This window comes from Rossellomorea sp. FS2 (assembly GCF_047915635.1).
Lineage (GTDB): Bacteria > Bacillota > Bacilli > Bacillales > Bacillaceae_B > Rossellomorea > Rossellomorea marisflavi_A.
Genome location: NZ_JBLRVS010000001.1, coordinates 522,535 through 547,728, shown reverse-complemented (window position 1 = coordinate 547,728; position 25,194 = coordinate 522,535). Strand labels below are relative to the sequence as shown.

The window sequence follows — 25,194 nt, the reverse complement described above, 5'->3', positions numbered from 1 at the left end:
TCCCGCTTTTTTCAATGATTCCGCTTTTTTTTAAAAAACAGCCCGACCGCATAAGGGATGATGCCGAACCACCGATACAGGAATGGTTCCTTGCGGGTCTTGCGCTGCTTCTTGATCGTTTTCCGTTCCTGGGGTGATTTGTTATAATGCTGAACCACGGTTTGGGTCAAGAATTTGACGTAGTCATTCACAGACATCCTGTCACCACCTTCACCCATCCAGTATGCCCAGCTCCTCTAGTTTTAATTCTCCCCAAGGAGGGAGAGGATCTCTCGTGTGACTGCCTTTTCATCTTTCCCGCCGGTGTCCACCTCATGGGTCCTCGCTTCCTCATATAGAGGAATGCGACGACTGAACAGACTCTCCACTTCATGACGGGGATTCTGTGCAAGGGGTCTGTCGGGATCTCCTTCAAGCCGCTCCCACAGGCTCTCGAACGGAGCGGACAAATGGATCACACACCCGTTTTCGCCAAGCAGGGTGCGGTTCTCCTTCCTCTCGACGATCCCTCCTCCCGTCGTGATGATGCACGCTTCCTTCAAGAGCTTCGCCAGGACGGCCGTTTCGAGATCACGGAAATATCCTTCGCCGAAACGCTCGAAAATCTCGCGGACAGGCATCCCCTCCTGCTCGACAATGTATTCGTCCATGTCCACGACATGAAGGCCGACCTTCTCCGAGAGAATATGTCCGATTGTCGTTTTTCCTACTCCCATAAATCCGATTAGCACAATTGATTCCATAATCTAATCTACTTCCAATCCACTATCTTTTTTGTGTCCTTATTATACACGACTGCGACCGGAAGAAAAACCTCCAGGCTGATTCAATCTCACTTCGATTTGCTGGAGGTCACCAGACCCCTCCAGGTAGTCCACGCTCATCGTGCCGAAACTTCCCTTACGGAGTCCATCGACACCGCTGCCAGCTTCCATTTCATAAAGTACGGTCTGGTATAAGCTGATTTTTCTCTCGTACACGTTTTGCATATTGGTCAGGTAGCGGTATTTACTCACGTATAGATCTTTTGAAGCGACAGCCACGGTCAAGATGACAGACAGGAACATCAACGTGAAGGGCAGGATGAACCCTTTCTCATTCCCCATAGTAAAAAAACTCTCCTTCAAGCTTCTTCCCATCAAGGAATACCCCCTCTATCCTGACTCCACCGTCTATTGCGTGGAAACTGACCAAGGAAAGCTTCTGAAGGACCACTTCATGCCCCTTATCATTCACACGTCTCCTGATGGAATCCTGATATTTTTCATACGTGACCTTCTCCCCATTCAGGATAAATGAAAACCCCGAATTCGTTACGGTCATCCCTCTGGATTTCCACGTTTCTTGCCTGACACTCTCATTGAATAAGGTCCACTGGTAATACGGCGGTGGGATCATTTCCTCCCGAACGAGGGAGAATCCTTTAATCACCAACGGGATGGAAAATGAAATAAGGCAGACGATAAAGAAGGAAAACAGGGCTTCAAGGAGGGTGAATCCACGCTCATTCCACAGAGCTGCATATTTTCCTGATGTCACGGCCCCTCTGCATTTCCACGCAGATCGATGATGCCCCTCGGGTTTACTTGAGAGTTGCAATAAACCAAATCACAGCGCAATTCCCAACGAAAATCACAACATTTTCACATCAAAAAAGCTTAGAGTTTTTTCCTCTAAGCTTTTTTCTATATTTCAATGTTTCAATAAAGTCCCCCTGTAATAAATAAGCCTCACTCTTTTATTCAGTATTTTTTTACTATCTAAAAGAACTAATTAGTCAATAGTTATACATTTCCGAAAAAGGAGTAAAATACAATTATCTTACTCGCTTAGAGAAAAATCCTTTTTAATTTGTTCAATTCCTTTATTTGTTATTTCTTCAATGTATTTTATTAAATCAACAATTTCTTGTTTATTGTTTAGTTTCTTGAATGTTTCAACAACACCCTCAAAACCTTGAAAATATTCACTGTGATAGTTAGGGTTGTTATAAATTTTAATAAATTCAAGATAATCTTTTGTATCCATTTTATCTTTAATTTGAATAAGAATATCATTCCAATTTTTGATTCTCTTTTTATGTATAGGCTTTTTTACTCCGAGTTCCCTATTTTCTTCATTTTTTATCTGTTGAGTAAATTTTTCTACTTCAAGTATATATTGAAAGAGTTCGTTTCTGTTTTTACTATCCAATTCCATTAGAATTTTTTTATAATGATTATAACGCACTTTCCTATGATGAAATTTTTCTTCTGTTTTGCCCGTCTCTTTATTGCCGATATTTTCCTTTATAACCTTTCCTGCAGCACTCAAACCAGTTATCGCTCCAATAATTTCTTTGCGGTTTTTTATAATTAATTTTCCTGCTTTTTTCCCGTTTTCGATAATTGGTCCAATTCTCCCCATATGCCCCACCTTTTAGAAAAAATTAGTTATTGTGTAATTAAATTCGACGAGGGATAGAGAGTCTCCTTCTTACTTGAAAATTCTTTACATTCACCATAACAAGGAGTACAAAACCAAATTCACACACCTTCCAATAATTATTTCCACCGCTAGAACCGGTATGTAATTTATAGTAGTGTTTGATACATATGCTCACTTGGTAGTTGATATAACAATAAAAAACGCACTGTGAATTTCAATGTGAAATACAGTGCGTTTTGCATTGATATTTGTTTGTTTGTACCTCAAAACGGACACCGTTAAGAAACTAGTACTCCTTTTTAGGTGTGGTTATTTACTTGAACTTTATTAATGGAGGCGTTTTGACCCAATTGAACAACGAAGTGATTAATAAAATTTCCATCTATATATTTTTCGACAGCTACGATACCTAATAATTAGTATTACATTCTGCCCTTTTTAATGAGGAACTGATGCGCATTGGACAAAATACCGTTTTTCAGTAAATCAGAATGACTACTGTAAAAGTGACTTGCTTCTTTTATGATAAAATCATTTACATCTTTCAAAGCTTTGAAGGATGAGTTATTGAATCTAGTTCCATCAAACTCAGCTTCCACAAACCGATTTGATGTATGACCGTTGGACAAAAGCAAATCGAACACCACTTTCCCTTTGAAAAGTGGCTTCAGTTCTTCTTCAATGTCATCTATGTCCTCTATGGGATTCACATATGACGTTGAAAAAATGACATAGGAATATTCATGATAATCCATCTTTTGTATTTCATAATGTTTCATAATTTATCACCTTTTCTTTAAAAAAGGACTTTTACCTGGAAAGTGAAACTTTTGCAAGTTCATCGTGGGCTCTTTCCATTAAATCAATAATCCTTGTAATGATGCGGTCAGCTTCCTGTTTAGACTCGATAAGCCGAGTGAAAGCATCCATATCAGCCACATGGAAGAGGTTATGCCTTTGTTTTACATAATAATTATATAATGTCTCCATCCAGGTTTTGGTGACCTCATCCTTCAGTTCTTTCCCGTTTTTGGATAAATATACATGGTGGTCTTTAATACCGTTATACCCAAATAATTCCCCTAGAGTCTCTTTTTTCGATAGTCTGAGACCGTTGGATAGGAGAATTTGCTTCATAAACCCTTCAAGAGTCTTTAAAGCTGGAAAGACAAAGGAAGAATAATCTTCAAGAGAGATATCAATTTTTTGAAGCGCTAAAGAGCCCGAAAGTATTTTCCTTAGGTTCTCTCCAAGATAATTATACGCGGAAGGCAATAATTCCTGCATTTCTCCCCTAATTTCTTCCGGTTTAATTTCTATGCTGAAAAATTCCGATTGATTCTTAATTACTTCTTCAAAAGGAAAATGTCTAGCTAGCAAACAGGTAACCTCTTGATATAGGTACATGGGTTTCCCTTGAATCTGGAGTCTTCTGGTTGTTTTATAATACTTTAACGTAATTTTGTCTGCAATGCTACTTTGGAATTGATATAATACGTACTTTTGTGCTTCGTTATCGGACTCAGCAATCTTTTTTACATCCTCAAGTCCCTCTTGAAGATATTCTATAATAAAGTCAAATTCCTCCTCCTCCAATGGACACACAGAATAATCACCTGTTCTATCCGTTGCCGCAAACTGAATTTTCCCCTTTATATGCGCCGCTAGCTCTGTGCTGATATCCACATGTTGTCCTGAAGGACGAATGGTGGTCTTCCCATTCTCTAAATAATAGAAGTCAAGCAAGATAGTTTTAAAGTCTGCCTGAATGGTACATCTGTGAAGTGTTCCGTTTACATGCTCAATATCGGATATTTGAGAGGACGAGAATCGTTTTTGAACAAATTCTTGTATTATTTCAGGAAGTTTCTTTCTATCTAAGTTTAAAGACTTGAAGATATTTTTCTGTGACATTGCAATTCACCTCATTGTTTTGCTTTTACATTGTAGACTATCAATTTTTAATCAGAAGAAATGTTCACTGCTTTCCACGATTCCTTCTGCTTCTTTTTGTCATAAGATTGGATGGCATCAAATTTCACAGACATACCATTTGTAACAGGGACAGGCAAATCAGAAACTAAACAATAGAACGATTCTTTATTGCAATGGATAAAACAATAAGGAGCTCCCTCTTTAGCCAGTTTAACCACCCCAGATAAACTTGTTCTCTTATTCTTTTTTTCCACTCTTCTACTCGGCTCCGTTGAATTAGCCCTCCAGTAAGAGCGGCATTTTTTCAACGCTTCATGGAAGGTTACTGAAGAATTTGAATCATACTGAGTCGATAATTCCTGGAGTTCTTTTATGACTTCCTCTTGAATGCTCCAACCATTTTTTTCACGAATCAGCTTGAACAACTGGAAATGGTAAAAGGATTCTTCCATCCTCCTCAATTCCTTAGACAGTTTGGCAGTATCCAAAATAAGACCTAAGATGCCTTCTAGTCTTTTCTCTGAACTAGCGGCTTTGTACATATAGTCAAGAGCTATCGTCTTTTCACCTTTTTCATTCATCAGCATCGCATAGTCATACAAAAGCCACCACTCCACTCTTCTTGCCTTGCATAAAGATTGAAGGATAGCTTCTGCTTCGTTGATATTTCCTTGCTTCAATAGAGCAGTAGCTTTTAATCTCTTAAAATACTTTTCTTTTTTATTTAGGTTATGAAGGACAAAATCCACCTTATCAATCGCATCTTTTAATGAATTTTGATGAATGAGGCAACGAATTTTATGCAAATACCATATGGTTTGGTAGTTCCAACCTGTGTCGCCACGTTCAGTCTTTATAGGTGTACTGTCAATGTTTTCAGGAGTAATCTTATCAACCCAATTACACGCAATGTCCCTCTTCTTTAACTGCTTTGCCTTTTTCAAAACAGCAAAAACCACCTTCTGCAAGGCTAGTTCATCTGGTTGCAAGGTAAGGATATGATTCGCAATATTAAGCGTTTTACCCATTGTATCCTTTTCGGTCAATTGGTTCAGATACCCGCCAATGTAGGTCCAAATGATTTCCCTGCGACACCAGTCAAACCCAATATGTTGTTTCTCAAGTTCCTTAGCTAAAGGAAGGGCTTCTTCAAATCTTCTAAGCTTTCTTAAACAATGTAAAAGTCCAGCACCATTGAACTTGTCTTGGGCACTTTCCCACAATGTTTGATACAAAGGAAGGGCTTCTTCTAGACGACCGCTTTTTCTCAGCTCATTAGCCTGTTCCTTCTGTTGGTATAAAGAATTCATTACATCACCATTTATCCAAGGATTTGTTGAGTGGTCTTAAAGTGGAACTTTGCTACATTTGATAGTTCATCCTTGCCATATTGCTTTAGAAACTCTTTTGCGCTATTCTGTGTGGCTGTGGATGCCCCTTTCGGTAGTTTCACCTTATAATGCCTCTCCATTTGACTTAACCGAGTCACGTATTCATTCCTGGCTAATACACTTGCAGCAGCAACAGCAATATTCTGCTCGGCTTTTGGCATTTGGTAGAGCTTAATGTTATTACCTTTTTCTAATAATGCCTTCTGTATCAATGTTTCATCCCCAAATTGGTCGGATAACACCGTTTGGCAATCATGAGTTGAAAGAATGTTTTCGATTACCCTTGCATGTCCCCATGCTAATAGTCGATTAAGATTTTGAATTTTATTATAAAGTTCGTTGTATTTCTGATTACCGATAGGCACAATTGCATATGGACACAGTTCTTTTATTCTGGGGGCAATTTCAAAAATTGTCTTATCACTCATTTTCTTGCTATCTGTAATCCCTAACTCTTTTAGTATGGCAGCGGAAGACTTTGAAACCAAAACACCAGCTATCACAAGAGGTCCAAAGTAATCACCCTTACCTGATTCATCCGTACCGATGAGTTCATCAGGTAACCTGCTTAAAGTATTGTTCTGGGTTTTTGTTTTTTCATTTCTCTTCCCACCTACTTGGGGTGCGATATGTAAATGATGTTCAAGCATATTCAGCAATTCAGAATTTTTCACTTGCGAGAAATCATGCCTAACCCCTTTTTTGCTTTCATAGATTCTAACCAGCCCACTTAGTTGGTCCTTTTTAAGAGTAAATTGTATCCCGTAATTTATTTCCTTTATATCAGTAATAGTAAATCCTTTGGGTAAAAGTAACCCCTTAAAGTTCTCTAAATACTCATACTTCGTTTTGGCATTCATAATGTATCTCCTCAATTAACGAAGAATTCAAACTATCCTTATTCTAACATATATTTCTATCACCTGACATATTTATACAATGTATTTATCGATAAATCCATGTATTTGTTAATGCAATCAAACTTGGTTATGCTTCTTGAAGGTTTATGTGAACCAATCAAGCACAACCAATTTAAATGCAATGATGATTACAAATATCAAAAATAAAAACTTTCTTAGGTGTATTAACTAAAAGATTTGAGGGGAAATCTGTTAACCTTCAAGGTGGAGGGTTTTTAAGCAGTATTATCATTACCGGTTTTAATGGAAATCCAGAAGTGTTAATCTTTACAGCAAGACATCAAGGCTCCTTTTTTGAAAGGATATTACGTAGAACTCTACAGAAGATTCACGGTGTTCCGCTTTATGTAATGGAAACTATAGGAACAGTTTTAAATGCTTGATGCTAGAAATACCTTACTAAAAGCAGATAGCAGCGGAAAGCCCCTCGGAACAGCACGCATTCAGGACCGCGAGAAAAAAAGGAGGACTTTCGCTATCAAGATAAACCTCATTCTAATTGGTGCGGGACAAAAAGTATTCTCAATTGACGAAACACGAAAAGAAGATGTCATCAAAACTTTTGCACTTATTTAATTCTTTTATAATTTTTGGTTCTAGTAATCTGGTCACCATCTCTTTTAATACGTTTTTAGGCATCTGACTCTGGTGCGAATCTCTTTTTAAATCAGGAAAATAACCCCATACAGCATCTCTAATTAATTCTTCTAGTGACTTTGTCCGTTTTATAAAATCACTCAACTTCCATTCCTCATATCCAGCATAATTCTTTTTATAAAGAGTAACTAATTCCGAAAGAGTTTTCATTTCCGACCTCCACCAATTTAGAGTAATAGTAATATATTTCCCTTGGTTATTTTTATTACTTTACTACTAATATTTATGTTTATATTTTTGTGAAGGTAAACAAGGAGATAATTTTCTCTTATAAGTTCTTCTCCCTATATTGGTTCTGGAAAAACCTTTCCACTTCTTTTAACTTTCCACTTATTATCTACAATGAAAGCATATGCTAAGGGATTACTTAAGAAATCATTTTCGTTTTTGCCAATTTTCTTCATTGTATTATATAAAGTACCAACAATAGAAAGAGAAGCAGTCCCAATTGCTAAGTTTGTTCCATTTTGAAAAGCATTTGTAATAGTTCCAGCATTCACAGTTAATTGGATAAATGTAGCAGTATCAAACACATGCCACTTTTCTTTCATTTTACTAGCGATTGATTGTTTTTCCTCCTCGATATCTGTGATTAAATAATTTATTCTTTCTTGTCTCAAATGGTCTGGTGAAGAATCAATATATAGCAATTCTCGCTCGATGTATTTTCTGAAATCTTTAAGGTGGTCTCCATTTTTTTGCTTAAAATCATATAACTGTTTAACATTTTCAATCTCCATAGGAGTTGGAAATGCTTTGTTTAAAATAGTTCTTCTCCAATTTTCGCGATTGATAAAATTCTTTTGTTCTTGATTTGCAACAGAGATTTTTGTTTTTAATTGAACTGGGTTGTCAGTAATAGGCTGACTATTTCGTATACTGCCAATGAGACTTGCCAAATAAAACATAAAATCATTTGCCACTGACTGATGCATTAAAAACCATCTACCACTTTGATATGCCAATTCTCTTTCCACTAATTCATAACCTATCTCATCCATTTTTTCTAAATGAATTCTTGAAACGTTAACTAATTTCCCATCTTTTTTTTTGTATAAGTGCTTATTATGAAGATAGTTATTGTCTACATAACTTAAAAAGTCATCCTTAAAATTTGGAATTTCATAGATATAATTTGTAGGAATGACTGGTCTAACTAATTCTGATTCCAGAAGCTCACTCATATACGTTCCTTCAAAAAAACTAGGTCTTCTGAGAAATTGTATTGGTGTAATGGTGTCTATTTTATCCCAATACAATAATGACTTGTATAGCCACGGCGTCTTAGGTATTGAAATGTATGGAAAGTATAAAAGGTTGTCCATATTTTCACCTTCAATAATTTATTTAATTTTCACTTTTCTAGAATTACATAACTATGAAAAGAATAAGCCTTGAGTCTCCAAGCCTTTTAATCGAATCAGTTTCGGAACCTAACTATTAAATATTTTACTCGATATGTTCGGAGCTCTTTTTTGGTTCCGCTTCATCTATGATTTCTACCATTTTATCAATTGTTATAACTAACTCTTTTAAAAGCGAAACTTTTAATGTAATTTCTTTTTTGTGTATAAACGAATTAATTTTTGATTTCAGGTCTAATAGAGGCTGTTTTTCAAGGAATAACTTGTACGTCTTAATATCCTCTTTATAGGAGTACCTTTTTTCCAGGAGAAGAAAGAATGTATAAGTATTTGTGTTGGAAAGGGAAATGATTTTTTGCGCTAATTCATCTACACTGTATTGACTGAAAACAGGAACATAATAAAACCTCTCTCTAATTTCATGTGTGAATTTTTGAAAATCTGTTTCAAGATATGTCATAAGTTCCTGTATTTGTTCTTCCTCTAATTTCTCTTTTAGAGTTTTGTTAATAGAAATGATTTTATCTTTAAATTCCAACAAATCTGTGTCCGTCGGTTCTATGTTTGCCCCAATAAAGTAAGTGTCCATATTAGGGTAATGTTCGGATTTCTCTCCAGCAATGTTTAACCCTTGTAATAATACTGTTTTTACCTTTTTGATATCTTCTTGAAACAGTCCTTTTTCAACGAAAAAACGAAAATGATTAAATGCACTAAAATATAAAACAAAAGATACTTCACCTTTTGATAGTTTTTCATATGCATCTGAAACAGCTTTAGCAAACTCTTCATCCGTAAAGTAAAAATGTCCATCCCTAAGCAATCTCAGGTGAAGTGGAGTTTCTTGTCCCATTTTCTCTTGTATTGTCTGCATTTCCCCAGCAAATTGCTCCAAATCGAATATCCCTCTTCTTACCAATCGCTCCACAAATGGAAAGAAAACTATTCGTTGCACATTCGTCATCGGAGGAGTTGTAAGTGAATACTTTCTAATAAACCGTTCTAAGTATGATTCTTTGTGATTATGGTTCATTTTACTAAAACTAATAAGATAGAGCGAATTAGCAGTTGCCTTTTCGAGGGCAGTATTTCCTTCCTGACCTGTTTTGATTTCAAAGGACACAGCTAGAGTATAAATTAAGATAGATGTGAGAATGTCTTCTCCTAGCTCACGATAATCCTCGTTGTATTTCGTATAAATCATCTCAAAATCATCAAAAGCTTGCTTTAGAATACGAACATTATCAGTACGACTGTCCTTGAAAACACCTATTATTCCTTGGAGGTTTTTGTTTAAAAACTCATTTAATTCTTGATTGGTTATTTGGCTAACAATACTAGAAATTAGTGCAGAATCATCAGATTGCAAAGTTAATGTTTTACCAATCAATTTTTCCTTAATCCGCTTATATTCATTGCTTCTGTGAAACAAAGTATTCATTTTATTAGTAATTAATTCGCTAGAGGTGAAACTCTCCTCTGATGAGTTCGCCGTTTTTGTGGATTTGGTATATCCTTCTTCATTATTTAGCACTATTGAAGAAACTAGCATTTTCATTTCTATATTACGATGAATCATCTTATCAGCTATCTCATCTTCATATCCGATAATAATCACTTTTGCGCTGTCATGTTCAACAAAATTATTAATATAGCCAAGGATATCTGCAATATCTATATTTGCTCTTTCAAGGTCATCAAAACATAAAACTGTATCTGTAAAATCTAAAAGATTTTCATAATTTACACTTGTTTCCAACACTTCCTTTAAAACTGGTATATCAAGACTTTTCACCATTCCTATTCCCATTTTGGCTAACTCAGTAATTTTCCCTCCCCACTTACTGTCAGCCAAATCCTGAACTTTCTTGTTCTTTGTAATTAGTTTGTCCAGTACAATCCTTTTATTAATTTCATCGAGACTTGAAACACCGTAAAGAGAAACATAAATGGTTTTTTGTTGAACACCGTTTATCTCAATACTCTCTATTGCTGGTTTTATTTCATTTTCCCAGAAATATGTCTTACCACTTCCCCATTTTCCATTTATAAGGATGGCATAATTTGTTTGAACTTTATTTATGTAATTTAAAATACTATCAACTATATATTGCATTTTCCATTCACCTCTATTAGCACTAAACATCCCTCTTTACTCTTTCCCATAATTCATTTTCTTCTTTGGTTATCTGGTGATAATCTCTTTTATATATTTTAATATCTTACCTGCCTCTTTATATTTTTTGTCCTGCTGAAAAATCACTTCTATCCTTCTTCATAGTGATTTCTATATATTGCATATCGACTAGAGTTTCTTTACTTATGAATCACAATTCACAATATTCAATCTACCTGGATTTTTTCCCTTTGTCTATACAACCTATACAATCTTTTGTTAGCAGGAGTTCATTTTTTTCTCAATGTACTTTATTATAAGTTCTGCTGAGGTGAGTAATTTTTCTACCTCCGGAGGACTTAAGAAGTGGCTATGTGCGATTTTATTCCTTAATGGGTAAATAGTATGGAGAGATTGTAAAAATAGCGGTGGAAGGAATTTAAAAGCTTCTGGATAACTTTGCAAGTAATGCCGTTCAAGTTCATGCAAGTTTAGTTTATCAAAATCTTTTTTTGCCCCTCTTTTCAGCACTAACCTGGGAGCAAGATGAAACCAGTTCGGACCATAAACCAGTTCCATCTTTCTGATTATGTAGCTCCTTAATGTATTTTCCAATAAGTATAATTTGCCGTATGCACATTTCATTGTATCTACCTCAGATTTATTAACCTCTACCATACACTCTTTAACCCCTTCTCTAAAAATTTCATTTTATATTCAGAAAAAATAAATCGAGCCTTCTAATAAGACTTGTCAAAAGGAATGATAACCATAGCTAGTTAGGATAAATGTTTGCTGAAAAGGTTTCACGGCGTTTGTTGGTCTGAAGCTTTAATTGTTTGTCTTATCTCATTTATTCTAAAAAAGCACACCCTATCTCAACCTTTGTGAATATAGGGGTTGATTGTATCAAGGTTTTACCTTTGTTGTTTGTGTCTCAGCCTTTGTGGTGTCGTCTCAAACCTTATGGCAGTATCTCAACCTTGGTGAAGGATTACAAGCCGGTAGATGGCACCCTTCGCATCCCGCGTATGGACAGATGAGAGGACGAGATGTCCAGTGAGGGCTGCCCTGACGGCAATCTCAGCGGTTTCTTTATCCCGGATCTCCCCGACCATGATGATATCGGGATCATGGCGGAGAATAGCTTTAAGACCGGTCAAATACGTGATGCCTGCCTTTTCGTTCACCTGGATTTGGACCATTTCTTCGTGGGCCTTCTCAACAGGATCTTCCAGGGTGATGACGTTGCGGTTGAGGGAAACGGCACAATGGTGGACAAGGGAGTAAAGGGTGGTCGTCTTCCCGCTGCCTGTCGGTCCGGTAAATAGAATAAGAACATGGGAGTGCATGGGCAGGGCGACGAGTTTTTTAGCTGATGACGGGTAGAGGGACATGTGCTCGATGGGGATTTGTTTGGGTAGGATCCGGATGACGAGGCTTTCTTTGAGATGGGTGGTCGGAAGGGTGGATACCCGCAGTGCAAGGGGGATCCGTGAGATGAAATGGGTGTAGGAGCCGCTTTGGGGCTTTCGCTTCTCTGCGATATCCATGGAGGCCATGAACTTCAGATGGGCGATGAGGCGCTCGGCCTGATCTTCGTCGATCGTCTTGAAGGGGACGAGTGTTCCGAGCTTTCTGAACTGGATGAGGTAATCGTGCTTGCGAGGGACGAGATGGACATCTGTTGCATGACTGCGAAATGCTTCCGAAATCATCCGTTCGGAGAAGGTTTCGACAGAGTGGATGATGAATCACACCACCTTTCAGTAGTCTTGAAGATATATATACGACAAAAAACCTGAAAATCCTGCAACGCTCTCCCATTTTTTTTGTTTACTTTGATCAATTCGAAAGGCCCCGTCCAATTGGACGGGGCCGATGGGTCAGGCTGCTTTCTTCACTTCGTCGTTCTTTTTCTCTTTCTTCTTTTTCCCCTTCAGGGACTTCACTACACCCGCCAATCCTTTCGGGAAGCCCAAGAGGACGACGATATAGAGGAAGCCGAGGAAGATCGTCCAGCGCTCGAAGATCGGGTAGACCGATGCTAGTTCCGATAGGTAGTGACGCAGGAACTCGATGATGCCGGCCCCGATGATGGGACCGATCAGCGTCCCGAGACCGCCGATCATGGTCATGAGCAGGGCATCGAGGGTCACTTCGATGGAGAATACGCTCACATTGATGAACCGTAGCGAAACCGCATACAGGGCCCCGCTCAATGCGGCCACCATGCCGGACGTGACACTCGCCATGAGCTTGTAATGAAGCGTCTTGAACCCAAGCGCTTCCGTCCTGTACTCATTCTGGGAAATGGCCTTCAGGACCTTCCCCGTCGACGAGGAGGTGAATAACTTCAACAGTATGAAGATGGATGCCATGACGATCAAGGTTACATAATAGAAGCTCATGCGATCTTTGAATACATCCGGCACAGAGAATGTAAAGCCGTCCCCTCCCATGGTCAGCCCCCTCCACTTCTCGGCAAGAACCAAGAACAGCTGAGAAACGGCCAGGGTGAGCATGGCGTAGAAGTGACTCTTTAGGCGAAGGGACAGTAGTCCGATCACATAGCTCACCACGGCTGAAAGGGCGATGCCGATCAGGAGCCCGATGATGAAGTTCCCCAGTGTGGCCTCATGATTATTGAACATGAGGGCCACGCTGTAGGCACCCAGGCCGAAGAACATGCAGTGACCGAAGGAAACGATCCCTGTATACCCAAGAAGGATATCGAAACTCATGGCGAAGATGGCGAAAATGAAGATCTGCGTGAACATGATGAGCATGCTCCTTGAATCATTGACAAAAGGAAACAGCATCAAGGCCACCAAGCCTGCCATCCCCCCGTAAAGAGGGATGCGATTCGTCATGCTTTTCATACGGCTCCCCCCTTTTCCCCCATGAGTCCGGTCGGCTTCACCAATAAGACGAAGGCGAGGAGCAGCATATTAAGGGCAAGGGAAAGGTCTGGAATGTAATAGGCCATAAACGCGCCCAGGACCCCGACGATCAAGGAGGCGAGGGCCGACCCCTGAAGGCTTCCCATCCCGCCTATGATCACCACGATGAAAGCAAGGACCGCATACTGCATCCCCATCTCTGCAAATACGACACCAGAATACGGGGCAAGGAGGGCACCGCCCATTGCCGCCATGGCAGAACCGAGCAGGAACACAAACGTAAAGATGGCTTTGACGTTGATCCCCATGGCCTGCACCATTTCCTTATCGATGACCCCGGCCCTGATCATAAGTCCGATACGCGTCTTACTCAATAGAAGCCAGAGTGCGGCGTACATGATGACTCCCACTACGATCACAAACAACCTGTATTTGATGAGGATCACTCCCCCATCCAGCTGAAAACTGCCCTGCAGCCACTCCGGAAGATTGACCCTGATGGGATTCGGTCCCCATAAGATCTTGATGCTCTCTGTCAGGACGAGCATGCCTCCCAGTGTGATGAGGAGCTGCCTGACATGGTTTCCATAGACCGGTCGGATCAAAAATCGTTCCAATACGAGGCCGAGCACCATTCCGATCAGGATTGCTGCCGCTACCGACAGGAGAAAATTCCCTGTCTCATTGAATACCCATGCCCCCATGAATGCCCCCCATACAAAGAGCCCCCCATGGGCAAAATTCAAAACGTCCATCAAGCCGAAGATCAGCGTCAGACCCGCTGCGAGGAGGAAAATCAGCAGTCCCGTCGAGATGCCGTTCACCAATAGATTAATGATTACGTCCATACTTGATCCACTCCCTAAACACCTATGCTATCCCAAGATACTTCCGGCACATCTCACGGTCTTCCACCAGTTCGTTCATCCGGCCGTCGTGGACGATCTTCCCGTCATCCATGATATAAAAATAATCCCCGATCCTGCTTGCCATCATGAAGTTCTGTTCTACAAGGAGAATTGTTGTCCTTTCTTTCATCTTCAGGATCGATTCCATCAGCTTTTCCACCATGATCGGGGAAAGCCCCTTACTCGGTTCATCGATCAGCAGGAGGCCATCCCCATTGATGTATGCCCTGGAGATGGCGAGCATCTGCTTCTGTCCTCCTGATAGTAGACCGCTCTTCTTGTGCCAGTATGTCTTCAGGTCCGGAAACAGGTCCAGCATCCATTCTGCCTTTTCCTCAGCCGCTTGGTCCCCTTTCACTTTTGCAAGACTCAAGGTCTCTTCCACCGTCAAGCTGCCGAATATCCCCTGATTCTCAGGAACATAACCGATCCCTTTCTTCGAAATCTGATGGGTCGGGGCGCCTCTCAAGGATTCGTCCTTATAGCGGATCGACCCCGTGCTCTTCGGATTGAATCCCATGATCGAGCGGAGCGTGGTCGTTTTCCCTGCCCCGTTCCGACCGAACAGGACCGTGATGCTCCCTTCTTTGACCCCGAGGGACACACCCTGCAGAATATGGTACTGTCCGAGATAGGTTTGAAGATCATCCACTTTTAATAGATTCATTATGCATCCCTCCAAGATACGCCGTCTGTACGCGCTCATCCTTGATGATCGTCCGTGGATCCCCGCTTGCGAGCAGCTCTCCGTTGAAAAGGACGACAAGACGATCAGACAGATGCATCACCATGTCCATCTTGTGTTCGATGAGGACAATGGTATGATCACCGCCTGCCTTGATCCTGTTGATCACTTCGAGGATTGCCGGGATGTCTTCGATGGAGATCCCGGCAGTCGGCTCATCAAGGAGAAGCAGTTCCGTTTTGAGGGCGAGAAGCATGGCAAGCTCAAGCTTCCGTTTCTCACCGTGTGCCAGGTCGATGGCAAAGGCATCACCCTTTTCCTTCAGCATGCAAGTCTCCATCAGCTCTCTTGCTTCCTCTTCCTGCCGTCTTTTCAACCCTGGTTTCGGGAAGATGGAATAGTAATCCTTCCCTGCCGATTGAACACTGAGGCGGATATTTTCAAGTACGGTCAATTCAGGGAAGATGTTGGTGAGCTGAAAGGACCTGCCAATGCCGGCACGCGCTCTCATGGGGATTGATAATCCCGTAACATTCCGGTCTTTGAAGAAGATTTCCCCTTTCGTCGGGGTGATCTGCCCGCTGATCAGATTGAACAGGGTCGTCTTGCCGGCACCATTCGGACCGATGATCGATACAAGCTTCCCCCGCTCAATCTCCAAATCGACCTCTTTGATTACGTCATGTTCCCCGAACGAGACGGATAGACCGGCCGTGCGTAATATCGTGTTCATTCCGGTACCTCCTTTATGGATAGCATTCAGGGAGTTAAACTCCCTGAATATTCTGATTTCATTACTTATTACGTACCGGTGGCTCCGTTTCGTTCATATCCAATTCCCTGATGAAGACGGGTACCGGGTGGTCGACCCCTTCTTCTTCTTCAAGCGTGATGGCATAGAGGGATTGAAGCGCCTGGTGGTCTTCCGGACGGAACTTCATCGTTCCTTTTGGCGTTTCAAACTCCATTCCTTCCATGGCTTTGATCAATGTCTCTGCTTCGGTATCACCATCGGTTTTTTTGATGGCTTCCACAATGGAGATGGCCGCGCTCATTCCGCCTGCAGTGAACAGATCCGGCACCTCGCCATCATATTTTTCCTTGTGTTTCTCAACGAGCCAGTCATTGACTTCATTATCCGGCAGCGTGTAATAATAGATGGAATATCCGCTCATCCCCATGAGGGAGTCCATCGTCTTGAGGGAATTGATATCCTGAGCGGCCGTGGAGATCTTGATGCCCTGCTCTTCTACTTTCATATCCTTGAGCTGTTTCCAGGGCGCATTGGATCCGGCCCATACAATGAAGAGGTAGTCCGGCTTATCCTTGATGATGTTTTGGATATTGGCAGTGAAGTCAGTCGAATTCGGATCTGCATACTGTTCGTTGATAATGTCTGCACCGAGCTTCTCTGCACCTTCTTTAAAGGCTTCAATCCCTTCTCGTCCATAGGCATTATCCTGTGCAAGCGTGGCGATCTTCACGTCCTTTTCGGCGATGGATGCAGCACCTGCGACCGCATCCTGAGAGGAATTCCGTCCGGTACGGAAGATGTATTTATTCCAGTTTTCGCCCGTGATGCTATCAGCCACGGCAGGTTCCACCACCATGATTTTCTCGTATTCTTCAGCCAGTGGAAGGACAGCGAGGGTATCTCCCGAACTCGAAGACCCCACCAGGAAATCGACCTCATCTTCTTCAAGGAGCTTCGTCGCTTTTTTTACTGCAACGTCAGGCTTTGTTTCTGTATCTTCCACGATGAATTCAATTTTCTTCCCATCCACTTCATTCGTACCGTCCGTTGCATATTCAAGGCCGAGTTCAAAGCCTTGGATCGTTTGTTTTCCGTACGTTTCAAGCGCTCCGGTCTGGGAGGCGAGTACACCCACTTTGATTGTATCGTCACTGGAACCTGAACTTTTCCCGGAACAACCCGCCATCAACATGACCGAACACGCCGCTAGGAAGCTTGCTTTGACCCACTTAGATTTCTTCATCTTCTTATTCCCCCATTATTCATCTTTTTTAAAGAACTGAAGCTTGTGAAGAAGACCGTCTGCAATGGTGATTTTTCCTGTTGAATCGATATCGAGTCCTTGAGGTGAGAAAAAGTTCCCATCTTCTCCCCCGAATGAGCCGAACTGCTCGAGGAACGCACCCTTATCACTGTACACATTCATTCGATTGTTGGAGGTATCCGTCACATAGACCTTATCATTCTGGTCGATGGCGATACCCGTCGGCAGGAAGAGGTCACCAGGTTCCTCTCCCCAGTTTTCAAGGGGATCCAGATTCCCCGATCCTCCTGCCGTCCCCCATTTGGCGAGGAAGGTTCCATTATTGTCGAACTTCTGGACGCGGTTATTGATGCGATCGACCACATACACGTTATCCTTTGAGTCTATGGCAAGCTGCATGGGCTGTGAAAATTCACCGTTCCCCGTCCCTTTTCTCCCCCATTCCTTTTGGTATACAAAGAAGGAGTTGAACTTCTGGATCCGGTTATTCTCTGAATCTGAGACGAAGATATTCCCTTTGCTGTCAACGGCAATGCCACTCGGAAGTCGGAAGAATCCGCTCAGTGTGCCCAATGAGCCGTATGCCGCAAGGAATGTTCCATTGTTGGAGAACTTCTGGATGCGGTTGTTGACGGAATCGGCTACGTATACGTTATCGTATTTGTCGACGGCCATCTGCCTCGGCACGTAGAATTGGCCAGCCAGGCTTCCGTATGCAATCGGACCGCCCGTTCCCAGTAGACTCCCCCACTTACCTGTTACCTTACCGGTGGAGTCATACTTTAAGATTCTGTGATTGAAAGAATCGGAGACGAATGTATTGCCTTTTGAATCACTTTCGACATCGAACGGCCCTGCATACGTCTTATCCCCATAGCGGCCGTCACCGATTGCCATCTTGAATGAGACCGTCAGCCCGACTTCCTTGAAGACCATCAACCGGTTGTTTCCCGTATCGGTGACGTATAGATCCCCTGTCCCATCGGAAATGATCTGGTTCGGGAAGGCAAGCGTCGGAAACGCACCTGTCGTATAGAGGAAACGGTCACTGGAATCGAACTTCATGATGCGGTTATTGTACGTATCAGCCACATAGAGGGCACCGGACCTCGCATCGAAATTCAACCCCCTCGGGTGATAGAATTGGTAGGGTCCCACACCCTGTGTTCCACCGATCTTACGCTTGAAGGCCCCATCTTTAGAAAATACCTGGATCCGATTGTTATAGGTGTCGGCTACGTAAACTTCGTTTTGGTCATTGATGGCAATTCCCTGTGGAAGGGCGAGCTTGCCGTCCGTTCGTCCGTAGGAGCCGATCGTCTTTTCATACGTTCCTTCACTGCTGAATCTTTGGATCCGGTGATTGAATTCATCTGTGACATAGTAACGATTATCCTTGTCGACGGCAATTTCCCTCGGGAATCCGAACTCCTCAGGACCGTCTCCTTTTGTTCCCCAGCTCTTCAGGAAGTTGAAGTTCCGGTCGAATTTTTGGATCCGGTAGTTCCCTGTGTCCGCTACAAGGAAATTCCCTTCACGATCGACTGCAATACCGAAGGGCATATTGAATTTCCCAGGGGAGCTGCCAAGGGAGCCGATCGTCTTCACGACCTTTCCCCCGGCATCCATCTTGACGATGCGGCTGTTCCCCATATCCACCATGTAAATGAATCCGTTTTCATCTTTCGCCATTGCAACAGGAGTCCGGAATAGGTTACCGGGATCCACTCCGCTGCCGAACGCTCCCTTGAAGGAATAGACAGCCCCGGCTTGTGTTGGCGCCAAAAGGGTCAAGAGCAGCACAACCACCACGGCGGCTCTTTTAAGCATGAGATGGACCGTTCCAGCGAATGACGGTTGCCGCCCATGTATATCCTGTTCCTGCACTGACCGCAACAGCGATATCACCCGGCTCGAGGAGACCTCTTTCCTGGGCGAAATGGAGGCCGATGCAGGGATCAAGGGACGACATGTGACCATGATGATCTAGGTACACCGCATTTTCTTCCTTGATCTCCAGCGTATCGAGGAGCTCCCGAAACATGGAGCGCTTCGTATGAAGCGGAAGCAGTGCCTTGACGTCTTCCGTTTTATAGCCGCTTTTTGCAAGGGCATCCTTCACCACTTTGGCAAAGTTCGGAATCGAAACCGGATCCAATCGTTCTTTCATCGACATGGGGTCCTTGACGTCGATATAGTGTTGATTGGCATCTACCGATTCATGACTTGCATATTGCTTGGAGCCTCCCGCGGGGATCCTTACGTCATCATGGAAGGAACCGTCGGTGATGATCGCACTCTCGAGGATCTCACTCTGGGTGGCCTCACGGGAAACCAAGGCTGCCGCCCCACCGTCAGCGAAGTTGAACATGAAGCGCGCCCTCGGGTTTCCATGATCAAGGATCTGTGATTCCTTGCATCCTCCGACAAGCAGGATATGGTTGATCGATTCATCCGACCTGATCATATCCCTCGCCACTTTGAGGGCGATGGGAAAACATGAGCTCACATTCATGATTTCAAACGCATACGCATTCTTGGCCCCCAGCTCGTGCTGAATCTTCGGTGCACTGGACCAGACATGATAATCCTTGTGGGGACTGCCGAAGTAGATGACCACGTCGAGATCGGCAGGATCCATCGCCCCCAGCGCCTCTTTCCCGGCGGCAATCGCCAGGTCCGATGCATGCATGGTGTCATCCGACACATGCTTCTCATACAATCCGAATTTTTCGATGATGATGTTTTCCGGAATACCTGTCTTGATCGCCAGGTCTGCAGCAGTCTCTACCGCAGGGGAAAAGAAGGTTCCCGTCGATTGAATGCCGATTGCCATCACACCGTTCCTCCTTCACTTGGGACCATCATCTTGGCGGTCCCGGTCAACACCACTTTTTCATTTTGATTGAAGCACTCGGTCAGGAGGGTCAGGACATGTTTCTCTTCATTGAACTCCTGTACCGTTGCCTTTGCCGTGATGGTATCCCCGATATAGACTGGTGACTTGAATCGGATCGATTGCTCCATATAGATGGACCCTTTCCCAGGGAGATGGACACCGAGAAGCTGTGATAAGAGACTGCTCGTCAGCATGCCATGGGCGATCCGCTCCTTGAACCTTGTTGTCTGGGCATACTCCTTATCAATATGGACGGGGTTGAAATCACCGCTCAATCCGGCAAACATGACAATATCCGATTCCGTGATGGTTTTACTGCATGCGGCTTGCTGTCCGACTGTATACGTACTCATTTACGATCCGCTCCTTACCAGCTGAGTTTTTTGAATTTTTCCCGTTGCATTTTTCGGCAGTTCCTCGAGGAATGTGATCACCTTCGGCAGCTTGTATCGTGCAAGCTGACTGGTGCAGTGACCGAGGACCCCCTCTTCACTGAGGGAGCTTCCCTTCTTCTTCACGATGAAGGCAACAGGCACTTCCCCCCACCGTGGGTCGGCTGCACCGACGACGGCCACTTCCTCCACATCCTCGATCTGATTGATCACCTGCTCCACCTCGAGAGGATAAATGTTCTCCCCTCCGGAAATGATCATTTCCTTCTTGCGCCCGACGATATACACAAAGCCTTCTTCGTCCACACGGGCAAGGTCACCTGTATGAAGCCACCCATCCACGATCGTTTCCTTCGTGGCGTCCGGCCGGTTCCAATACTCTTTCATGACGTTTGCCCCTCGCACGGTGAGCTCACCCACTTCACCCGGACGGCACGTCTGCCCATCCGCTCCCATCAATTTAAAATCATTGAACATGACGGGTTTTCCGATCGAACCGATTTTCCTTCGGGCATCTTCTTTCATGAGCATGAAGACGGTCGGCGAGGTTTCCGTCATACCGAATCCTTGACCGAACAGGAATCCCCGCTCAATGAACGCAGTGATCAGCTCATGTGGACACGGAGCTCCTCCGTTGTAAAACCAGCGCACGGATGATAGGTCCGTCCCATCAAAGGATGGTGAATGGAGGAGCGCCTGGTGGATCGTCGGTACCCCCATGACGATGGTGACCCTGTGTTCCTCGATCATCTCAAGCGTCTTTTCCGGATCGAATTTCCCCGGAATCACAATCGTTCCACCGGCAAAGAGAGTCGGAAGGGCAAACAACCCGATGCCCCCGATGTGGAAAAGGGGCAGTAACACAACCGACCGATCATCAGACGTGAGCTCTACGGCAAGTGTATTATTCACTGCATTCCAGAACATATTTTCCTGGGTGAGGACCGCTCCTTTCGGCTTACCCGTCGTCCCAGATGTATAGCAGATAATAAAGGGAGCGCTTACATTTTTCTCTTCATGTAAAGATAATAGGGGGCCATCCAGCAACTCATCCAAAGGTAGGATCGTTTCTGCTTTCGTATCCCTCAGTAGCCCCTTGGCAAGCGGGACATGCTCTTCATCCGCTGCAATGACCTTCGTGCCACTATCCATGAGCTGAAACACCAGCTCACTCGCACTCAACCGGATATTAAGCGGAACTGCAACCGCCCCTATCTTCGCTGTGGCGAATAACAGGATGATATATTCCATCCGGTTCTGCGACAGGATGGCTACCCGTTCCCCTGTGCCGACCTTCAACTCCTGTTGAAGCTTACCGGCGGCGCGATTGATCCTCTCATTCAATTCTTTGTAGGTGATGGACTCCTGATCGGTTATGATGGCGGTCTTCTCACCACGCAGATACGCCCATTTCCCGATCCAATATGATATTCCTTCCATGATTCCTCCCCCTTTAATTTTTCAACCCTTCGAATATCAGGCTCATAGCTGATTCAAATGCCTCATCCGGGACGTCAGAGCGTTCCCAGTACACCCATCTCATTCCGAGGAACTGACCGATAGACATCAGACAATAGGCGACGGTTTCCTGGTCCAGCACCTTGAATTCACCGGACTCCATCCCTTCGGACAAACTTTTCAAGAACCCATTGGCAAGCTTCCCGTAATACCATTTGTATAAGTCGCGGTCCACCACGACCGCCTGCTGGACGATGCTGTACAAATTCGGATGATTCTTGACCCAGGTGAAGAAGGAGTAGAATCCCTTTCGCTGTGCTTCCTCGTATGTAGAAGCAGCAGTCATACCTTCCTTGATGGCCAACCTCAGATCACGGCTGTAATTCCGGATCAGCTCGTCATAGATATCCTTTTTAGAAGGGAAGTAGTTATAGAAGGTCCCCTGAGCCACTTTGGCTTCCTGAGAAATATTCACGATGGATGTTTCATAAAAGCCTTTCGTCCCGAATATCTCTTCTGCTGCCTTCAGCAGTTTTTCCCTAGTTTCAATCCCTTTCGGTGTCAGCTGTTTCTCTTCGATCATGATTTTTTCTGACATATGAATCACCTCTCAGTTTTTATTATATTTAATATTCTAAAAATTACAATACAAAATTAGGATTTTTTTACTTTCCTAGGAAACAGTAAAAAAGCTCCCTTTAAGAGGGAGCCTATTGAATCCTCATCTTGAAAAGGAGTCCATCAATTCTTTCAATTTATTCGACGTGGCGGTGAGACTCTCGATTTCTGTCATGAACTCCGTTACAAGTTTGGCTTCTTCACTGGTGGACTGCGCAATTTCCTTAAAGTCTTCCTGCATCCTGCTCATGGACATCTTGATGGAAGACAATGTCTCTTCGATGGACAGAGTGGCATTCTTGGCATCCAGCGCGAGTTTCCTTACTTCTGTCGCCACGACTCCGAACCCTGCCCCTGCACTTCCCACCCTAGCTGCTTCGATGGCGGCATTCAGTCCGAGTAAGTTTGTTTGATCACTGATTCCTTTTATCGTGGTGGCCACGTCGGTGATTTTCGTTGACTGCTCCACTGTATTCTTCGTATTCTCTGAAATCTGTTCCGTAGTGGCGGACAGCTCTTCTGAGTGGGCAGCGATATGTTGCACCTTACCGAGAATCGACTCAGAGATCATGTCAATATTCTCGACAATCTGGTGGAACATTTCTTGTCTCTTCCTTGAAACGGCTGCATTGACTGCACCCACCACTTGGCCCGCTCCGTCCTTGATTGGAAATGAGATGCTGTCAAACGGGATCCCGAACTCTTCCTCGGGAACCTTCACGACCGTCGTTCCGGTCCGATTGACCATCTTATAGTTCAGATAGGCTTCAGGTAAAGGATCACCCGGTTCGTGTCCGAAATTCAGCTCTGAACTCGGGGAATAAAAGAGGTATTTTTCATGATCGAAAACGGTGATCATCGTTTCTTCCCTCAGTATTTCTTTAATGTATTGTACGGAATGTATGAATGCTTGAACTGAATCCATGGCCTTGACTCCTTTATATTCTTTTTCATGAAAATATATCGACATAATTTCATCAATTTGAAGCATTATGATTTCTTTTTCCTAGGATAAAGGTCATAATAGAACAGAAAGGAGAGTTTTACCATGACAAATATTGAAAATAAAGTAGCAATCGTAACCGGTGCCGGAAGCGGCATTGGCCGGGAAACAAGCATCCAGCTCGCAGCAAAAGGTGTCCGTGTTGCAGTGGTGGACCTTTCCGTGGAAGGCGGGAACGAAACCGTGAGGCTGATCAAGGAGGCAGGCTTTGAAGCATTCTTCATCCAGGCGGATGTAGGGTCAAGAGAAGACGTGAAACATTATGTTGAAAAAACAGTAGATACATACGGAACAATTGATATGTTCTTCAACAATGCAGGGATCGAAGGGGCCGTTTCCCCACTGGCTGAATATCCAGAAGATATCTTCGAGAAAGTGATCGATATCAATCTGAAGGGGGCTTTCTACGGGATGAAATATGTCCTGCAGGTGATGCTCGAGAATGGTGGCGGCTCCATCGTGAATACAGCATCCAACGCGGGGCTCGTCGGTTCTCCGGGAGTCAGCCCTTATGCAGCTACAAAGCATGGTGTCATCGGTTTGACCAAAACAGCAACCGGTGAGTACGCGTCCCAGGGCATCCGTGTGAATGCCATTGCCCCAGGTCCTACAGCGACCGGAATGATGGATCGCTTCACTCAAGGATCAGAAGAAGCGAAAAAAGCCGTAGAATCTGGCATCCCTGCCGGAAGGTACGGTACCGCCAAGGAAGTGGCAAGCCTGGTCGTCTTCCTATTAGGCGACGAAGCAAACATCATTAACGGTGCCGTGTATCCGATCGATGGTGGCCTTACTTCGTTATAAGTGTTGCAGTATCGACCCGTTTCGACACACGAAGCGGGTTTTTTGTCATTTATGCCCATAAGAATGAAATTTGTCAAAAAACTATTAAAACCCCATATATTTACACCTTCCGCCCCAACCACCCCTAATTACCCATTTATTCTAAACTTTTACATAATTTGATTTTTATTTACACTAAACAAGCAAGAATCATGAATTGAGGAGAGATGTATATGAAAAAAATAGGTAAAGTCGTCGTTGCTTCCGCTCTTTCTCTCGGTCTGTTAACAGGTGTAGGAGGGTTCCATGCTCCATCAGCAGAAGCCGCAACCAATGGAACGACCAAATGTGAGTATGCCAAAATCTATCACTATGTAAAATCAGGTGACACCCTCTCCGGCATCGCAGCCAAGCACGGTGTATCTGTTAACACCATCATGAAGAACAACAACATTTCGAATCCAGACAAAATTTATGTCGGACAGAAGCTTTTCATTAAGTACAGCAACGTTCAAATATGTGACTCTTGATCAAAAGGAGCAGATCTTTTCAGATTTGCTCCCTTTTCATGTATAAATTCTCCCGTTCCCTCCATACTAATCTTTGTACAAGCAAACCTTGGGCTATAGCCAAGCGGTAAGGCATCGCACTTTGACTGCGACATGCGTTGGTTCGAATCCAGCTAGCCCAGTTAGAAAAGCGGAGGCGGGTTGCCCT

At 43.4% G+C, this 25,194-nt stretch carries 26 protein-coding genes, 1 tRNA gene and 1 pseudogene; 3 read left to right on the top strand and 25 right to left on the bottom strand.

What is annotated here, in order from left to right; translation table 11 throughout:
• Positions 1 to 11 precede the first annotated feature (11 nt).
• The 25 genes and pseudogenes from ACNA6I_RS02930 to ACNA6I_RS02810 all read right to left on the bottom strand — a co-directional run bounded on the left by ACNA6I_RS02930 (position 12) and on the right by ACNA6I_RS02810 (position 23,616).
• Positions 12 to 197, bottom strand: a complete 186-nt coding sequence (locus ACNA6I_RS02930; RefSeq protein WP_142128664.1) for a YqzE family protein — start codon at positions 195 to 197, stop codon at positions 12 to 14.
• 45 nt (positions 198 to 242) lie between these two features.
• Positions 243 to 743, bottom strand: a complete 501-nt coding sequence (locus ACNA6I_RS02925) for a shikimate kinase (RefSeq protein WP_416312941.1) — start codon at positions 741 to 743, stop codon at positions 243 to 245.
• Positions 744 to 785: 42 nt separating this feature from the next.
• The gene (locus tag ACNA6I_RS02920) at positions 786 to 1,106 is read right to left on the bottom strand and encodes a hypothetical protein (protein ID WP_416312940.1); all 321 of its coding nucleotides are present in this window, start codon (positions 1,104 to 1,106) and stop codon (positions 786 to 788) included.
• Positions 1,096 to 1,539, bottom strand: a complete 444-nt coding sequence (gene comGF / locus ACNA6I_RS02915) for a competence type IV pilus minor pilin ComGF (RefSeq protein ID WP_179125833.1) — start codon at positions 1,537 to 1,539, stop codon at positions 1,096 to 1,098. The genes ACNA6I_RS02920 and comGF overlap by 11 nt, the downstream gene beginning before the upstream one ends.
• Before the next feature lie 282 nt (positions 1,540 to 1,821).
• Positions 1,822 to 2,406 carry a hypothetical protein gene (locus ACNA6I_RS02910; protein WP_416312939.1) on the bottom strand — a complete coding sequence of 195 codons (585 nt, stop codon included), beginning with the start codon at positions 2,404 to 2,406 and terminating at the stop codon, positions 1,822 to 1,824.
• Between the two features lie 443 nt (positions 2,407 to 2,849).
• Positions 2,850 to 3,182: a type II toxin-antitoxin system RnlB family antitoxin gene (locus ACNA6I_RS02905; RefSeq protein WP_416312938.1), complete on the bottom strand. Its 333-nt coding sequence runs from the start codon at positions 3,180 to 3,182 to the stop codon at positions 2,850 to 2,852.
• A gap of 55 nt (positions 3,183 to 3,237) precedes the next feature.
• Complete coding sequence (locus tag ACNA6I_RS02900) at positions 3,238 to 4,341, bottom strand: type II toxin-antitoxin system RnlA family toxin (protein ID WP_416312937.1); 1,104 nt, start codon at positions 4,339 to 4,341, stop codon at positions 3,238 to 3,240.
• 47 nt (positions 4,342 to 4,388) lie between these two features.
• Positions 4,389 to 5,672 (bottom strand): hypothetical protein, encoded by a 1,284-nt coding sequence (locus ACNA6I_RS02895; RefSeq protein WP_416312936.1) that lies wholly within the window; start codon positions 5,670 to 5,672, stop codon positions 4,389 to 4,391.
• An 11-nt stretch (positions 5,673 to 5,683) separates the two neighbouring features.
• Positions 5,684 to 6,613 carry a ribonuclease HIII gene (rnhC, locus tag ACNA6I_RS02890; protein WP_416312935.1) on the bottom strand — a complete coding sequence of 310 codons (930 nt, stop codon included), beginning with the start codon at positions 6,611 to 6,613 and terminating at the stop codon, positions 5,684 to 5,686.
• Positions 6,614 to 7,195: 582 nt separating this feature from the next.
• A complete protein-coding gene (locus tag ACNA6I_RS02885; protein WP_416312934.1) occupies positions 7,196 to 7,480 on the bottom strand; it encodes a hypothetical protein in 285 nt (94 codons plus the stop codon).
• Positions 7,481 to 7,614: 134 nt separating this feature from the next.
• Positions 7,615 to 8,514, bottom strand: coding sequence for a hypothetical protein (locus ACNA6I_RS02880; protein ID WP_416312933.1), 900 nt, complete (start codon positions 8,512 to 8,514; stop codon positions 7,615 to 7,617).
• 265 nt (positions 8,515 to 8,779) lie between these two features.
• Positions 8,780 to 10,840, bottom strand: a complete 2,061-nt coding sequence (locus tag ACNA6I_RS02875; protein WP_416312932.1) for a P-loop NTPase fold protein — start codon at positions 10,838 to 10,840, stop codon at positions 8,780 to 8,782.
• A gap of 249 nt (positions 10,841 to 11,089) precedes the next feature.
• Positions 11,090 to 11,488 (bottom strand): Swt1 family HEPN domain-containing protein, encoded by a 399-nt coding sequence (locus tag ACNA6I_RS02870; RefSeq protein WP_416312931.1) that lies wholly within the window; start codon positions 11,486 to 11,488, stop codon positions 11,090 to 11,092.
• A gap of 317 nt (positions 11,489 to 11,805) precedes the next feature.
• Positions 11,806 to 12,528 (bottom strand): annotated as a pseudogene (gene comGA / locus ACNA6I_RS02865) (competence type IV pilus ATPase ComGA); the annotation flags it as partial.
• 168 nt (positions 12,529 to 12,696) lie between these two features.
• Complete coding sequence (locus tag ACNA6I_RS02860) at positions 12,697 to 13,692, bottom strand: branched-chain amino acid ABC transporter permease (RefSeq protein ID WP_048012599.1); 996 nt, start codon at positions 13,690 to 13,692, stop codon at positions 12,697 to 12,699.
• A complete protein-coding gene (locus ACNA6I_RS02855) occupies positions 13,689 to 14,561 on the bottom strand; it encodes a branched-chain amino acid ABC transporter permease (protein ID WP_048012600.1) in 873 nt (290 codons plus the stop codon). Before ACNA6I_RS02855 ends, ACNA6I_RS02860 begins: the two co-directional genes overlap by 4 nt.
• Before the next feature lie 22 nt (positions 14,562 to 14,583).
• Positions 14,584 to 15,288, bottom strand: coding sequence for an ABC transporter ATP-binding protein (locus ACNA6I_RS02850; protein WP_048006069.1), 705 nt, complete (start codon positions 15,286 to 15,288; stop codon positions 14,584 to 14,586).
• Complete coding sequence (locus tag ACNA6I_RS02845; protein WP_063191682.1) at positions 15,266 to 16,039, bottom strand: ABC transporter ATP-binding protein; 774 nt, start codon at positions 16,037 to 16,039, stop codon at positions 15,266 to 15,268. The genes ACNA6I_RS02850 and ACNA6I_RS02845 overlap by 23 nt, the downstream gene beginning before the upstream one ends.
• 61 nt (positions 16,040 to 16,100) lie before the next feature.
• A complete protein-coding gene (locus ACNA6I_RS02840) occupies positions 16,101 to 17,303 on the bottom strand; it encodes a substrate-binding domain-containing protein (protein WP_048006071.1) in 1,203 nt (400 codons plus the stop codon).
• A gap of 15 nt (positions 17,304 to 17,318) precedes the next feature.
• Positions 17,319 to 19,154 (bottom strand): 6-bladed beta-propeller, encoded by a 1,836-nt coding sequence (locus ACNA6I_RS02835; RefSeq protein ID WP_082139666.1) that lies wholly within the window; start codon positions 19,152 to 19,154, stop codon positions 17,319 to 17,321.
• Entirely contained in the window at positions 19,147 to 20,160 is a 1,014-nt protein-coding gene (locus tag ACNA6I_RS02830; protein WP_367257719.1) for a 3-oxoacyl-ACP synthase, read from the bottom strand. The genes ACNA6I_RS02835 and ACNA6I_RS02830 overlap by 8 nt, the downstream gene beginning before the upstream one ends.
• Positions 20,160 to 20,576, bottom strand: coding sequence for a MaoC family dehydratase (locus tag ACNA6I_RS02825; RefSeq protein WP_048012604.1), 417 nt, complete (start codon positions 20,574 to 20,576; stop codon positions 20,160 to 20,162). Before ACNA6I_RS02825 ends, ACNA6I_RS02830 begins: the two co-directional genes overlap by 1 nt.
• Positions 20,577 to 22,055 carry an o-succinylbenzoate--CoA ligase gene (locus ACNA6I_RS02820; RefSeq protein ID WP_048006074.1) on the bottom strand — a complete coding sequence of 493 codons (1,479 nt, stop codon included), beginning with the start codon at positions 22,053 to 22,055 and terminating at the stop codon, positions 20,577 to 20,579.
• Positions 22,056 to 22,068: 13 nt separating this feature from the next.
• Positions 22,069 to 22,671: a TetR/AcrR family transcriptional regulator gene (locus tag ACNA6I_RS02815; protein WP_048006075.1), complete on the bottom strand. Its 603-nt coding sequence runs from the start codon at positions 22,669 to 22,671 to the stop codon at positions 22,069 to 22,071.
• A gap of 123 nt (positions 22,672 to 22,794) precedes the next feature.
• Positions 22,795 to 23,616, bottom strand: coding sequence for a methyl-accepting chemotaxis protein (locus tag ACNA6I_RS02810; RefSeq protein WP_048012706.1), 822 nt, complete (start codon positions 23,614 to 23,616; stop codon positions 22,795 to 22,797).
• A 123-nt stretch (positions 23,617 to 23,739) separates the two neighbouring features.
• On the opposite strand from ACNA6I_RS02810, the gene ACNA6I_RS02805 reads away from it, so the two are divergent.
• The 3 genes from ACNA6I_RS02805 to ACNA6I_RS02795 all read left to right on the top strand — a co-directional run bounded on the left by ACNA6I_RS02805 (position 23,740) and on the right by ACNA6I_RS02795 (position 25,168).
• Positions 23,740 to 24,498: an SDR family NAD(P)-dependent oxidoreductase gene (locus ACNA6I_RS02805; protein ID WP_048006076.1), complete on the top strand. Its 759-nt coding sequence runs from the start codon at positions 23,740 to 23,742 to the stop codon at positions 24,496 to 24,498.
• Between the two features lie 212 nt (positions 24,499 to 24,710).
• Positions 24,711 to 25,007: a LysM peptidoglycan-binding domain-containing protein gene (locus ACNA6I_RS02800; protein WP_048006077.1), complete on the top strand. Its 297-nt coding sequence runs from the start codon at positions 24,711 to 24,713 to the stop codon at positions 25,005 to 25,007.
• Positions 25,008 to 25,096: 89 nt separating this feature from the next.
• Positions 25,097 to 25,168: transfer RNA gene (locus ACNA6I_RS02795), tRNA-Gln, on the top strand.
• Positions 25,169 to 25,194 lie beyond the last annotated feature (26 nt).